We start from the raw sequence: 14950 nt of genomic DNA on the forward strand, positions 1-14950 counted from the left end.
AAAATATGTGTTTTTTGATGAAAAAGCCGCTACTCCTCTTTTTTATTTTTCTGATCCCTTTCGTATGCTTTTCACAGGAAATCCTTTCCGGTGTGGTTCGGGATCAAAAGACCGGGGCTCCCCTTCCTTTTGCCAATATCATCACAGACAACGGAAAGGGTGCCATTACCGATGCGGACGGAAAGTTTGAAATTGACAACCGGGAAGGGGAAATACATGACCTTACTTTCTCCTACATAGGATATCACAGGAAAACGGTACAGGTAAACCCTGAAAAAGCCTTCTACTCCGTTGGCCTTGAGGAGACTCCTGAAAAACTCCAGGAAGTGATTGTCACCGGCGGTGAAAATCCGGCTCTTGGCATCATAAAAAAAGCCATGAGGAAGCGGCCCGACAACGATCCTGAAGAGGCCCTGAACAGCTTTAAATTCCATGCCTATAACAAACTGGTGGTTACGGCCAACCCGGATTCCATAAACGGTACGGTAGATTCGCTTTTCAAAGAAAACAACGGCAAAAAGGAATTCGTAAAACTGGACTCCACCAACTACGAACTGAAAAAACAGTTGTCCCGATCCCACCTTTACATTTCAGAAAAGGTGTCCGAATACGTTTACAACCAACAAAAAGGGAGAAGAGAGACCATCCTTGCTACAAAGATGGCGGGGTTTAAGGAACCTGTTTACGAATTGATCGCCTTGCAGATGCAATCATTTTCCTTTTATCAGAACAGCTATACCATTTTCGGCACCAATTACCCCAACCCCATCGGAAAACGCGGCCCCGGCACTTACCGTTACCGTATACTGGACACCGTGCCCAACAGCCGTAACCAAAGACCGGCCTACATGATCTATTATTACCCGAGGGAAAACGGAAAAACCGCCGGTATGGAAGGAGTACTCTACATAGATACCGAATCTTATGCACTACAAAAGGCCGTTGCCCAGCTAAAAGCCGTTATCGACATCAGTGCTTCCCAGACGTTTGAATATTTTCCGGCCGAAAACCTGTGGTTCCCATTATCCAAACAGGTCAAGATCGTCCGTGGTGAAAATGACAACGGCATTGCGATACTCGGCAGTTCCTATACCGGACCGGAAGAAAAAAACAAGGATTCTTCAGACATAACAAGTTCACGCCAGGATGTGTCCAAACTCATGCATTTCATAAGCCGGGAAGAGAACTTCGACATTTCCCTCAATACCCCCGTAGAAATCAAAGGACGGGGCATAGCCCTGCAAATTACCGATAGTGCCCATCGGCAGAGTGAAGATTTCTGGCGCACTTACCGCAAAGAGCCCCTGACTTCACGCGGAAAAGAAACCTATGTTGTGGTAGACAGTATTGCCCAAGCCAATAAGGTGGAACGGAAGGTAAATCTCGCCCGGAAGCTATTAAAAGGCTATTATCCCCTGAAATACGTGGATCTGGACCTTCGCTACCTGTTGAAATACAATAATTACGAAGGGTTTCGCCTGGGGATAGGCGCCATAACCAATACCGACTTTTCCTCAAAATACAGGCTAAAGGGATATAGTGTTTACGGCACCAAGGATAAAAAGATAAAATTTGGTATAGGTGCTGCGGCACGCCTGGCAAAAATGACCAATACCTGGGTAGGCGCCTCGTATATGGACGACCTCATCGAAACGGGGAGCTCCGAATTCATTAACGAAGCGAGAAGCTTTTCCCTGTTCGAACCCCGGTTATTCAATATTACCATGCTGCACAAAACCCGTAAGACCAGTGCCTATATGGAGCACGACATCACGGCAAAGATCGGGGCCAAATTGCAATTCAGCCAGAGCAATATTGCACCTACATACGATTATCGCTTCGTCAATAACGGCACATCCTACCACGATTTCAAACTTTCCGAGGTTACCCTTGCACTGCAATGGAACCCGTTCAGCCGTTATATGCAAACCAGGCACGGCAAAGCTACGATGAAGAACAATTACCCCAACCTCACCTTCCAGGTCACCAGAAGCTTCAGAAACCTGCTCGAAAGTGATTTTGATTTTACGAAAATCGATTTCCGCGCCATGCACCAGATCAAACATCCTAACCGCAGCAGTACCAGCTTCCTGGTCAAGGGAGGTCTTGCTTATGGCGACATCCCCGTTACACATCTCTATCACGCCTCTCCCAACCAACCCGACGGAGATGCTATCCTGCAGCGATTTTCCGTTGCCGGAAGGGACAGTTTCGAAACCATGTATTTCAACGAATTTTTCTCGGACCGCTACGCCATGTTCCAGCTAAAACACCATTTCAACCGATTCAGGCTTATTGGAAAAATAAGGCCGGAAATGGTTCTCATCTCCCGTTTTGCCATAGGAAGCGTTACCCATACCGAAAAACACATCGGCCTGGATTTCAAATCCCTGAACAAGGGCTACCTGGAAAGCGGATTCGAACTCAACAAGATATTCAAGGGATTTGGCCTCAGCGCCATGTATCGCTACGGGCCTTATCGTTTACCCCATTTTGACGATAACATATCCTTCAAATTTACTTACTACCTGAGCCTCGGGTTTTGATCAGTGATCGTTTTCAGTCATTTAGTTTGGTGTTCGGGTTCCCGGGGTTGAGCACACTTTTTCCAGTATTCCTTACCAATTCCGAACTCAAAAACTCCCCAACTCCCGTTTCTAACAAAAACTTAAGGTGCTGTTCTGTGCTAATTTCTTACCTTTGCCGAGTTAAAAAAACAAGATGGTTGCTTGGATCAGTAAAGGCTTTTGGGAAAGGGTCGCCCGAATAATTCTCCGGAACAGAATCTTAATACTCCTCATCATTACAGGTATTACGGTTTTTCTGGCCGTACAGTGGAAAAACATGCGGTTTACCTATACCGAGGCTAACCTGCTCCCCGATCACCACCCGGTAAATGTAGAGTACAATAAATTCCTGGAAACTTTCGGAGAGGAAGGCAACCTCATCGTTATTGGTGTTCAGGACTCTGCTTTGTTTAATCCGCATAATTTTAACCTGTGGAACAAACTAAGCAAACAGCTCAATGCTTTTCCGGAAGTGGACCTTGTCGTTTCTACTGACAATCTCAAGGAATTGGCAAAAAACACGGAAAAGGAGGAATTTGAACTCAAACCCTTTCTGGACCACGAACCCGAATCGAGAGCAGCAATAGACACTCTTAAAAAACACCTCTTTCACGAGCTTCCTTTTTACGAAAGCCTGCTCTTCAACAAAGAGACCCAGACCATCCGTACGGCAGTATATATTGACAAGGAAATTGTTAACACCCCGGTACGGAAGGATTTTATTTTCAACGATTTTATCCCGCTTGTCGAAAAATTTGAAAGCAATACCGGGCTCAAGGTCCACGTGTCGGGCATGCCGTACATCAGGACACTGAATTCCCAGAACATCATTGACGAGATCGGCGGATTTATTCTGGCCGCGCTGGGAGTGACCTCGCTGATCTTCTTTTTCTTTTTCCGTTCGTTCAGAGCCACACTTATCGCCATGGTGGTCGTAATTATCGGGGTGATGTGGGCCTTCGGTATACTGGGATTGCTACACTATGAAATCACTGTACTTACGGCCCTTATCCCTCCGTTGATCATTGTCATAGGAATCCCGAACTGTATTTTCCTTATCAATAAATACCAGCAGGAGGTCAAAAAGCACGGCAACCAGGCCAAATCGCTCCAACGGGTAATTTCCAAGGTCGGCAACGCCACCTTAATGACGAATACCACAACCGCCATAGGATTCGCTTCTTTTATTGTTACCGAAAGCAAACTGCTGAAGGAGTTCGGGATCGTGGCCTCTATCAATATCCTGGCCATCTTTATCCTGTCCCTGTTGATCATCCCCGTCATATACAGTTTTATGTCACTTCCGAAGAAGAGACACTTAAAACACCTGAACAAGCGCTGGATCGGGGGATTTGTAAAATGGATGGAAAACACGGTCAGGCACAAGCGGATAGAAATCTACGTATGTTCACTCATCCTTCTTGTAGCCAGTATTATCGGTATATACCAGATGAAAATCTCCGGAAGTATCATTGAGGACATGCCCAAGGACACTGAATTCTTTAAGGACATCCGCTTTTTCGAAAAGGAATTTGACGGTATCATGCCGCTGGAAATCATGATCGATACCAAGAGGAAAAACGGAGTAATGAAACTATCCACACTCCGGAGAATGGAGGAACTGGAAGAACTTATCGCGGAAACCCCCGGACTTTCCAAGCCCATATCGGTCGTCAACCTTGTCAAATATTCCAAACAGGCTTATTACAACGGAAACCCTGCATATTACCAACTGCCTTCCAACCAGGAAAATCATTTTATCCTTTCTTATGCCAAAAAGTCTTCCGGTAATGTTGACCTGTTAAAGAGTTTTGTAGATTCTACCGGACAGATTGCACGTATTACCACGTTTATGAAGGATATAGGAACCGACCGGATGGAAAAAATCCAGGGCCAGTTACAAACTAAGATCAGCAAGGTATTCCCGGAAGAACGCTACAACGTCAGTATGACAGGAAAAGCCCTGGTATTCCTTAAAGGCACCAAATACCTGGTTAAAAACCTGGTGATTTCCCTGTCGCTGGCCATATTGCTCATTGCCATATTCATGGCTTATATGTTCCGGTCCTTTAAAATGATCATTATATCACTCGTGCCCAATCTGTTCCCGTTGATCATTACTGCAGGAGTTATGGGCTTTCTGGGTATTCCCATCAAACCTTCCACCATTCTGGTCTTCAGTATTGCATTTGGTATATCGGTGGACGACACCATTCATTTCCTGGCCAAATACCGGCAGGAACTGGTTAGCAACGGCTGGAAAATACGACGGTCCGTTTTTGCCGCACTGCGGGAAACCGGGGTAAGCATGTTCTATACCTCCATTGTCCTGTTTTTCGGTTTCTCCGTTTTTATGACCTCCAGTTTCGGGGGAACGGTGGCCCTCGGCGGATTGGTTTCCACAACCTTGCTGTTTGCCATGCTGGCCAACCTTCTTCTGTTACCATCATTATTATTATCACTTGAAAAAAGTATTGCCAACAAACAGGTGCTCAAGGAACCCAATTTTGACGTTTTAACGGATAAAGACAAATAAAAGACGTATGACCTAAGACTATAAGGTCTAAGAATTAAAAACTGAGATCTTAAATCGTTAGATGTTACACGGAGTTCTTCAGGTATTGTTACCCGGATTTCGGATATGTTAACTTGCAACCTGCAACACATAACACCTTTTCATTTCCGGATCAACACATTACAAGGATTTTTGCGTCATCTAAAGAAATAATCCCCGGGCACATTAGGGCATCATCTTTAACCAAATAAACCTGCCGGAATAACACCCCGATTTTCATAATCAGAGCGGGCCGACAGGTTTCTGTGGTTTCCCCAAACCTACTTTTCCTAAAACAAATAACTCAACTTGTTAATTGCACTTCAAAAATATAACGGCAAACGGTTATGGGTAAGGGGAAAAATCCCCTTTTTGTTTTTATTAATCGCCGGTTATTCTTTTAAAAAAACACCTAAAAACACCTATATTTGCCAACTGATATTAACCGCATTGCCATACGTTTTTGTCCGGCCGGGACCTCTTAAAAGGACGATACCGACTACTCCGGTAAAAAGCGTATCGATAAGAAGATTAAAAAAATGAAGGTGTACAGTGTAAAAGACCTGCTTGTTAAAGATCTGTTGTTACAGGAAGTAAATGTCAAGGGATGGGTAAGGACATTCCGCAGCAACCGTTTTATAGCGCTCAACGACGGTTCCACCATACACAATATCCAGTGTGTCGTGGATTTTGAAGATACCCCGGAAGATGTCCTGAAACGTATCACCACAGGGGCAGCCCTGCACATCAGAGGTACTCTTGTAGAGAGCTCCGGAAAAGGACAAACAGTAGAAATACAGGTAAAACAGTTGGATGTACTGGGCGACTCTCATCCTGATGAGTACCCCATCCAACCCAAAAAACACTCTTTGGAATTTCTCCGGGAAAAAGCCCATTTGCGTACCCGTACCAATACCTTCGGTGCCGTTATGCGGGTGCGTTCCGCCCTGTCGTTTGCGGTACACCGGTACTTTCAGCATAACGGGTTTAACTACGTCAATACGCCTATCATTACAGGTAGTGATGCCGAGGGAGCAGGAGAAATGTTTCGCGTAACCGCACTCGATGCCAAAAACCCTCCGTTAAATGACGATGGCAGTGTAAATTACAAAGAAGATTTTTTCGGCAAGGAAACCAACCTGACGGTATCCGGACAACTGGAGGCCGAGGCCTACGCCATGTCTCTCGGTAAGGTTTATACCTTCGGGCCTACCTTCAGGGCGGAGAACTCCAATACTTCGCGACACCTGGCCGAATTCTGGATGATCGAACCCGAAGTGGCCTTCATGGACCTTGACGGTAATATGGACTTGGCCGAAGACTTTATAAAATACGTCGTTCGCTACATTCTTGAACATTGCAAGGACGACCTGGAATTCCTGGAAAAACGTCTTCTGGACGAGGAAAAGACCAAGCCCAAGAACGAAAGAAGCGACATGGCGCTTACCGAAAAGCTTCATTTTGTTCTGGACAACAATTTTAAAAGGGTCAGCTATACCGAGGCCATTGATATCCTCAAAAACTGCAAGCCCAACAAAAAGAAAAAGTTCCAGTATATCATTGAGGAATGGGGTGCCGACCTGCAAAGTGAACACGAACGTTATCTGGTGGAAAAACACTTTAAATGTCCTGTGATCCTGTTTGATTATCCGGCCAAGATAAAAGCATTTTACATGCGGCTGAACGACGACGGCAAAACAGTAAGGGCCATGGATATCCTGTTTCCCGGCATCGGCGAGATCGTAGGCGGATCGCAACGGGAAGAACGGTATGATGTACTGCTCGAAAAAGTAAAGGCCATGGGCATTGATGAAAAGGAGCTCTGGTGGTACCTCGACCTTCGAAAATACGGTACCGCGATACACAGCGGCTTCGGGCTCGGCTTTGAAAGACTTGTTCTCTTTGCCACCGGAATGACCAATATACGGGATGTGATCCCTTTTCCGAGGACACCACAGAGTGCAGAATTCTAAAATCTTTTTAAATCCCGGGCCGAAAAAACTCTGCCGCCCGGGATTTTCCATGCTTCTTTTTTGTGAGAAAAATCTTTGAACGGTTTGCGCTTACAATTATTTTTCCTTTATATTTATAGCACCAAATCTTTAAAACTTTACTTATGCCGGCCAATACTACCCCGTTAAGGCTGTTTGCCGTCCTGTTAACGGCAATTTTCTTTATCGCCTGTAGCAATGATGACGATACCATACCGGAATTAAGTCCGGATGAGTTGTACTATTTATCTGTTTCCGATGCGATGGTTACCGAAGCATCCGAGATCATTGACTCGCTATGGGCAATAACCCCGGAAAATTCCGGATTGCAATGGAAAACAATTAACGGGCAGGACTACGTTTTAATGGCCAGCTTCAATAAATATCCTTCCAGTTATCCGGCCGGAGACTCCATCACCAATACATGGGGAGAATCGTGGCTGTTCATCCCCGGTCAGATGAAAGCACGGATAGGAGAAAATTTTACGCAGACCTCCGATACCATTATGCGGCTGTGCCAGATACTGGGACTGCCACCGGCCAATAAGAACAGCAACACGCATATCAGCGCACTATGGGTTCGTCCTGAGAACCTGTATCGTCCAGCAGGTAATCCGGATATTCAAACCCGTTCGGCAGGCGCTTCCCTTTCTCCTAATGTTACCCAAACCTATACGTCCTGGTTTAACAATTACATCATTTTTGCCTATTACCGCAACCTGGAATCCGAAGGTGACCGTCATTATCCCTGGACACGCCTGGGATATACATACGACTGGTCGCCGGAAACCGAGGAAGTGGGCCTCAGCGAATACGTACTTCCTCCCGGTTCCGGTATCTGGGTGGAACAAACATATACCGCCAGCGATTTTTTCAGCGACTGATTTTTCCTTCGGGCGACGCATCTCTTTACCTGCTATTTATCGCTTTATTATTACGCGATTCAAAGTTTTCGATTATTTTTGTATTATAAGCCAGGAGTAATCGAAGACAGATGCTGAAACAACAGTTACAGTTCAAATTATCGCAAAAGCTATCGCCTCAGCAAATCCAGTTAATGAAGCTGATACAACTGCCTACCCAGGCCTTTGAGCAGCGTCTGAAACAGGAGATAGAGGAAAATCCCGCATTGGAAAGCGGTAAGGAAGAGGACATGTCTGCTTATGAGGATGATGTCAACGATACTTTTGAAGATGACTATGACAACGAAAAGATAGAGGCAGAGGACATCAATGTGGATGAATACCTCAGTGATGACGAAATACCGGATTACAGGCTGCAAGCCAACAATTACAGTGCGGATGACGAGGAAAAAACCGTACCCTATGCAGCGGGAACTTCTTTTCACCAACATCTGGTAAACCAGCTGAATACATATAGTTTAAATGATAACCAGAGGGACATCGCGGAATTCCTCGTAGGCAGTGTTGATGAAACCGGTTATATAAGGCGCTCCATAGAAGACATCACGGACGACCTGGCCTTTACACAAAATGTCTTTACGGACGAAGGTGCAATAGAAGAGGTACTCAGGATTGTTCAACAACTGGACCCGGCAGGGGTTGCCGCCAGAAACCTGAAAGAATGCCTGCTCATTCAGCTCAAGCGAAAAACACCCATACCGGGCGTTAAGCTGGCCATGGATATACTGGAAAGGTCTTTTGACCAGTTTACCAAGAAACATTATAAAAAACTGCTGCAACGACATCACATCTCTGAAGACGAACTCAAAGATGCCGTGCACGAAATAGAAAAACTGAACCCCAAGCCCGGTAGTTCATATTCGGGCAATAACCGTATCGTAGAACACGTTGTTCCCGATTTTACCATCCGTATTACAGACGGAGAGCTGGAATTGTCCCTGAACGGAAGGAATGCACCACAACTGCACGTTTCCAAGGAATACAGCAATATGTTACAGGGCTATAAGGATTCCAGGGAAAAATCCAGGTCACAAAAAGATGCCGTACAGTTCATCAAACAAAAACTCGATGCGGCCAAATGGTTTATCGACGCTATAAAACAACGTCAGGAGACCTTATTTGTTACCATGAATGCCATTATGCACTACCAGTCGGAATATTTCATGACCGGGGATGAGCGGAAACTAAAACCCATGATTCTCAAGGACATTGCAGACAGTATAGGGATGGATGTATCCACGGTGTCCAGGGTGGCCAACAGTAAGTATGTAGACACCCCCTACGGCACCAAACTCATCAAGGATTTCTTTTCCGAGTCCATGAAAAACGAACAGGGAGAGGATGTTTCTACCCGGGAAATAAAAAAAATACTGGAGAACATTATTGAAGAAGAGGATAAAAAAACTCCGCTGACAGACGACAAACTGGCAATACTCCTCAAGGAAAAAGGTTATCCCATTGCCCGACGGACCATTGCCAAATACCGTGAACAGCTGGACATACCCGTAGCACGATTGCGAAAGCAGATATAAAAATGATCTCATCACGACAAAAGCCGAAGTTTCCGAACCCAATCTTTTGTCTTTCTAACTCCGGAGGCCTTTATGCATTTTTTAAGATTGTTCAGCTACTTGTTCCACCCGCTTTTCATGCCTTTTGCAGGTACTGTGATCTTTTATGTCATTGCCCCCGGCTATCATCCGGAAGACGCAAGGAAAAGCATTATTATACCCGTATTAATCCTTACGCTTATAGTTCCCGTTGTACTTTATTTTTTGTTCCGGAATATGGGCTGGGTCCGTTCTCATGAACTTTCCGGTGTTGAAGAGCGAAAAGTCCCCTTGTATGCGGCCCTTCCCATTACCTATGTTATCATTACCTATATCGCCCCCGCCGTCTTTTCCGTAGAACTTCATTACTTCTTTGTAGGGATATTAATTGCTTTATTGAGTTGCCTGCTACTTGTATTTATGAAAATCAAGGCCAGTATTCATATGATAGGCATTTCCGGCGTAACAGCATTCGTACTGGGGTTGAGCATTCATTTCCGGCTAAATATAACCTTGCTCCTCGCCCTGCTGATCCTTTTTTCCGGTGCGGTGGCTTCTTCAAGGCTATATCTGCGCGCGCATAACATGCGGGAGATCGTCCTGGGTGTTTTTCTCGGCGCCCTTCCCCAGGTTATTGTTTTTCCATACTGGTTGTGAGCCTCACAACGCGTAAAAGATGATACCCACCTTAAGGGAACTCATATCCAGGCTTTCTCCACGCTCCGTAACAGCACCGCCTTCAAAGAGTTTTCTGAGACCATAATAGGCATAAAAGTTCCAGGTATTATAGCCTACACTCACCTGCAATCCCGCCTGAAACCTTGAAATATCATCATTCGTAAACTTTGTTTTATCATCACTAATGTACTTATAGCGATTTGCAAAGACGTACCCCAGCTTGATCCCCGTATACACACGCCAGAACTTATAGCTTTCTGCAGTCGACGTACGCCAGCGAAACTCTATAGGCATCTCCAGGATGTGGGTGTCAATCTTATTCCGCCTGTAATCGACAGAATCGGGGATTACGCGATAGCTTATCCCTCCGTTCCCTTCCAGGAACTGCAGGTTGTGAAAATGTACGTTATACGCATACCCCAGTCCGACACCAAAGGCAATGTTCCTCCTTTTGTTCAGGGGCATGTCCTTGATGATCCCGAGTTGTATCCCCCTCGACAGGTTGTTTTGTTTTACATCGGAAGGTCTGTTCAGCAAAATATTATAGGTGACCCCGATATATATCTGGTCTTCTTTATACTTGTCATCCGCTTCCATGCCTTCAACAGCCACCGTATCCACTGGTGTATTCTCCTGTGAAAACACATTCAGGCAATAGAGGAACAATATCACAAACAGTACACACAAGCGGGCTTTCATACGTATTGTCTTTTAAACAAATATAGTTTATTTAAATTTTCCCTTCCGAAAACATTTCATGTTACTATACAAGCTAAATCAAAAAAGCCGACCTTCTAAAAGGCCGGCTTTCGCAAAATATAAGTTTCAAGAAATGAGGTTTATTCCATATTCCTCAGTGCATCTCCTTCCTTGGTAGTGTAGTTCACTTTTAAAGCGTTCACTTTTCTCAGCTCCTGTTTAATGTCGGATATAAGTCCCATATTGGTTTCCTTATCCACTTTCAGTGCTGTAGTCATCAAGGGTTGCAATTCCTGGCGCATCTTAGCCTTTTCCGCAAGGATATAAGGTGCCACCTCATCCACATTTGCAAATTTATCGTTTAACTGAATCCTGGCTTCTGTACCGTATTTCGACTGATACCTGGGATGTGGTTTCCCGGCATAGATATAGACCACCCTGTCCTTTTTGTCCAGTTTTTGCACCTGGTCGGCAATAGGCAGAACATTATCTACCATCAGGGAGTTGTCTTTCATTACCGTTACAGTCATAAAGAAAAACAGCAACATAAACACGATATCCGGCAGGGAAGCTGTGGAGACAGCTGGCAATTCGCCACTTTTCTTTTTTGTGAATTTAGCCATAATATCTTAATTTTTCTTTGGTTCCGCTTCTGATAACAACTGCGGATACATCTGTTGGATTCGCTCCACTTTGGGTTTTAGCTTCTCCTTATCGTCCTCCGGAGTCTTAGGATCGCGGTAAAGATCCTGCATTTCCGTAAAGTCCATCTCGTACAAGCGTCGTGCTTCACGGTTTCGCAGCTGGTTGTACGCAGCTACCAACTCATTTTGCACCGCTATATACGTGGAGTATTTGGTTTCCCTGTCGTTTACAAGTGAGATTATGGCCTTTTCCGGGTGAACAGACGATTCCGGGTCTTTGGCACCCTGACAATAATCGCAGGTTTCTCCTTTATCGTTAACCCCGGCACCGTTGTCCAGGAAATCCATCGCTACTCTGCGAAGGTCTTTCAACTCGGTGACCTCTTCATCAACCATCAGTTGATCGTTCTTGTTAATCAGCACCTGTAACAGGTTTCGTTCCTTGATTATAACATCATCTTCCGGCGGTTCGTCCGGCGGCAACTTACGATCCAGTCCCGAATCTGTCTCAATGGTTGTCGTCACCAAAAAGAAGATAAGGAGCAGGAAGGCGATGTCCGCCATTGAGCCGGCATTTACTTCCGGTATTCCTCTTCTCGCCATAACTTACTTTATTAATAGTTTTTTCGCACTTGAAAACAGCATTGCAGCAACAGCAAGAGCAGCCAGTATGTAAAAGGCGATCAGGCCTCCTCCTACGAGTTTGGATGTGGATGCACTTGCCAGCAGGCTACCGTCTGATGCTCTGACTTCGCTTCCGGAAGACAGCGCATAACTAACTATCAGTACCAGGGCAAAAACCACAAGGGAAATAACCATTTCCTTGAGTTTGTGATGTGAGAACAAGCTTTTAATACTGAATATCACAGTAAGGATAACAGCTATGGCCAGCAATACATAAGAGACCACAAACATCAGGTTTACATTAGTGTTTGTTGCTGCCACATCTACCGGCACATCGCTCCCTGGCAACAGAAACCAGAGGATTACACCGATTATCCCTGCTATGATCAATAAAATTTTAAATATCTTCATAACTCTTATTATCTATTTCGTTACTTTTTATGGGCCGCCAACAAATCTATCAGAGAGATAGAAGCTTCTTCCATGTCGTTCACTATACTATCGATCTTTGCAATGATATAGTTGTAGAAGATTTGCAGGATAATCGCCACGATAAGACCGAATACGGTAGTCAATAACGCCACCTGTATATCTGCAGCGATCAAAGAGGCATCCAAACCACCTGCTGCACTAATCTTATCAAAGGCCTGAATCATACCGATTACCGTACCCATAAACCCGAGCATGGGCGCAACAGCGATAAACAGAGAAACCCACGATACATTCTTTTCCAGCTGTCCCATTTGTACACCTCCGTAGGAAACAACTGCTTTTTCGGCGGCTTCCGTACCTTCATCGGCTCTTTCCAGCCCCTGATAAAAGATGGAAGCAACGGGGCCTTTAGTGTTTCTGCACACTTCTTTAGCCGCTTCTACTCCTCCGGATGACAAGGCATCTTCAACTTTAGAAGTAAGTTTTCTTGTGTTTGTAGTGGAAAGATTAAGGAAGATGATCCTTTCTATAGCTACTGCCAGCCCGAGTATCAAACACAGCAATACGATGCCCATAAATCCTGCACCACCTTTGATAAAGTACTCTTTCAACACCTGGTGAAAAGGCCTGCTACTACTTTCCTCCTCGGCAGCGGCAGCATCGTCTTGAACAAAAGCAGCAGCATCATCTGCAGGAGCAACAATTTCCGAAACATTTTCAGACACAACAGGAGCGAGGTCCTTCGCCTCTGCCGTCGTTGCACTAAAAGCCATCAATCCGGCAACAGCCAGAATAGAGAATAATCTTTTCATTTCTTTTAAACTTAAATTTTGTTAGTTAATAGGGTTAAAGATATAAAATTTTTACAATTAATGAATTTGCAATAAAGAAAGCAAAACTCTCCCTGTTTATACCTCCTTTGCTCCGTTACCGGAAATTTAATAGATTTTTTAAGAACTTCTTTGCCATCCTGACAGTCAAATAGTCCGCAAAAGCTGCAAACATTGATTAATTATCAGAAAAAAACATTGTAAATCTATTTGTTTTTTGCAGAGAGGAAGGGATTCGAACCCTCGATACGGTTTTGCCGTATACACACTTTCCAGGCGTGCGCCTTCGACCACTCGGCCACCTCTCTGTTTTGGAAAAACACCGCTATGATTTTCTTTGGGGTGCCAAATAACGAATTTTTTTTTAGTTGATAAAATTTATATCATTATTTTTAACGTATTTCTCCCCTCAAAGGTGTTTCGAACACAGTTTTAAATGCCTTTTTGTTGGTTTCACCTCCCAAAAGGTACATGAGTTTGGCTATTGCGGCCTCCGAGGTGATATCCTTACCGTTGATAACCCCCAGTTTTTGCAGGTGGGTACTGGCCTCATATTTCCCCATAAGCACACTCCCTCCCGAACACTGTGTCACATTGACCACAAATATACCTTTCTTCACCGTGTCTTCCACAATTCTACAAAACCAATCTTCTGTCGGGGCATTGCCGGCTCCGTAAGTTTCCACAATAACCGCTTTGAGCCCGGGGGTATTAAAAATGCCGGACAGCACGGCCTCGTTTATTCCGGGATAGAGTTTTACAACCGCAATATTGTTGTCCAGTTTTTTATGTACCTGGAACTTTTTTCTCCGGTTTGGTTTTAAAAGGTATTCTTCATTGATCTTCAGGTGCACTCCGCTCTCTGCAAGAGAAGGATAATTTAATGAGTCAAAAGCCTCAAAGTGTTCTGCATTTATCTTGGTGGTGCGGTTTGCCCTGTAGAGTTTGTATTCAAAATAGAGGCAGACTTCGGTTACTTTCGGCCTGCCTTTTTCCTTTAATGCGGCTATTTGTATGGAAGTGATCAGATTTTCCTTCGCGTCGGTTCGAAGGTCTCCTATGGGTAGCTGCGATCCTGTGAGTATTACGGGCTTTGCCAGGTTTTCAAACATAAAACTCAATGCGGCACCGGTATAACTCATGGTATCACTGCCGTGCAAAACCACAAAACCGTCAAAAGTCGTATAATTATCTTCTATGATTTCTGCAATCTGTATCCAGTACCCCGGATTCATATCGGAAGAATCAATGGGCTTCCGGAAAGAAACCGTTTTTATATTACAGTCCAGATGAGACAACTCGGGAATCCGCTTTAGCAGCTTATCAAAGTCAAAGGCCCGCAGTGCTCCTGTTTTATAATCCTTTATCATACCAATGGTCCCGCCGGTATATATAAGGAGTATATCAGATCTTTTTCCCATGCCGTAAAACCCTTCGTTTTTTGATTCCGTTATTTTT

Annotated in this window: 12 protein-coding genes and 1 tRNA gene; 6 read left to right on the forward strand and 7 right to left on the reverse strand. The window is 44.7% G+C overall.

All coding sequences use genetic code 11. The features are described from left to right. Window positions 1-17 precede the first annotated feature (17 nt). The 6 genes from LS482_RS06710 to LS482_RS06735 all read left to right on the forward strand — a co-directional run bounded on the left by LS482_RS06710 (window position 18) and on the right by LS482_RS06735 (window position 10242). Window positions 18-2546 (forward strand): DUF5686 and carboxypeptidase-like regulatory domain-containing protein, encoded by a 2529-nt coding sequence (locus LS482_RS06710; RefSeq protein ID WP_233030980.1) that lies wholly within the window; start codon window positions 18-20, stop codon window positions 2544-2546. Window positions 2547-2721: 175 nt separating this feature from the next. Beyond that, window positions 2722-5103 carry an efflux RND transporter permease subunit gene (locus LS482_RS06715; RefSeq protein ID WP_233030981.1) on the forward strand — a complete coding sequence of 794 codons (2382 nt, stop codon included), beginning with the start codon at window positions 2722-2724 and terminating at the stop codon, window positions 5101-5103. 557 nt (window positions 5104-5660) lie between these two features. Next, window positions 5661-7094 (forward strand): asparagine--tRNA ligase, encoded by a 1434-nt coding sequence (asnS, locus tag LS482_RS06720; RefSeq protein ID WP_233030982.1) that lies wholly within the window; start codon window positions 5661-5663, stop codon window positions 7092-7094. 143 nt (window positions 7095-7237) lie between these two features. After that, window positions 7238-7996 carry a hypothetical protein gene (locus LS482_RS06725; protein WP_233030983.1) on the forward strand — a complete coding sequence of 253 codons (759 nt, stop codon included), beginning with the start codon at window positions 7238-7240 and terminating at the stop codon, window positions 7994-7996. Between the two features lie 110 nt (window positions 7997-8106). After that, window positions 8107-9567: an RNA polymerase factor sigma-54 gene (rpoN, locus tag LS482_RS06730; RefSeq protein ID WP_233030984.1), complete on the forward strand. Its 1461-nt coding sequence runs from the start codon at window positions 8107-8109 to the stop codon at window positions 9565-9567. A gap of 72 nt (window positions 9568-9639) precedes the next feature. After that, window positions 9640-10242: a hypothetical protein gene (locus LS482_RS06735; protein ID WP_233030985.1), complete on the forward strand. Its 603-nt coding sequence runs from the start codon at window positions 9640-9642 to the stop codon at window positions 10240-10242. Window positions 10243-10245: 3 nt separating this feature from the next. Here LS482_RS06735 and LS482_RS06740 read toward each other — a convergent pair whose 3' ends face one another. The 7 genes from LS482_RS06740 to LS482_RS06770 all read right to left on the reverse strand — a co-directional run bounded on the left by LS482_RS06740 (window position 10246) and on the right by LS482_RS06770 (window position 14913). Next, window positions 10246-10962, reverse strand: a complete 717-nt coding sequence (locus tag LS482_RS06740) for a porin family protein (RefSeq protein ID WP_233030986.1) — start codon at window positions 10960-10962, stop codon at window positions 10246-10248. A 140-nt stretch (window positions 10963-11102) separates the two neighbouring features. After that, window positions 11103-11585 carry an ExbD/TolR family protein gene (locus tag LS482_RS06745; protein ID WP_233030987.1) on the reverse strand — a complete coding sequence of 161 codons (483 nt, stop codon included), beginning with the start codon at window positions 11583-11585 and terminating at the stop codon, window positions 11103-11105. A gap of 6 nt (window positions 11586-11591) precedes the next feature. Next, window positions 11592-12209 (reverse strand): ExbD/TolR family protein, encoded by a 618-nt coding sequence (locus LS482_RS06750; RefSeq protein WP_233030988.1) that lies wholly within the window; start codon window positions 12207-12209, stop codon window positions 11592-11594. 3 nt (window positions 12210-12212) lie between these two features. Beyond that, a complete protein-coding gene (locus tag LS482_RS06755; RefSeq protein WP_233030989.1) occupies window positions 12213-12641 on the reverse strand; it encodes a hypothetical protein in 429 nt (142 codons plus the stop codon). Between the two features lie 20 nt (window positions 12642-12661). After that, on the reverse strand, window positions 12662-13474 hold the full coding sequence (locus LS482_RS06760; RefSeq protein WP_233030990.1) for a MotA/TolQ/ExbB proton channel family protein: 813 nt from the start codon (window positions 13472-13474) through the stop codon (window positions 12662-12664). Between the two features lie 238 nt (window positions 13475-13712). After that, a tRNA-Ser gene (locus LS482_RS06765) sits at window positions 13713-13800 on the reverse strand. Between the two features lie 84 nt (window positions 13801-13884). Then, window positions 13885-14913 carry an asparaginase gene (locus tag LS482_RS06770; protein ID WP_233030991.1) on the reverse strand — a complete coding sequence of 343 codons (1029 nt, stop codon included), beginning with the start codon at window positions 14911-14913 and terminating at the stop codon, window positions 13885-13887. Between the last annotated feature and the right edge of the window lie 37 nt (window positions 14914-14950).

The organism is Sinomicrobium kalidii, assembly GCF_021183825.1.
Taxonomy (GTDB): domain Bacteria; phylum Bacteroidota; class Bacteroidia; order Flavobacteriales; family Flavobacteriaceae; genus Sinomicrobium; species Sinomicrobium kalidii.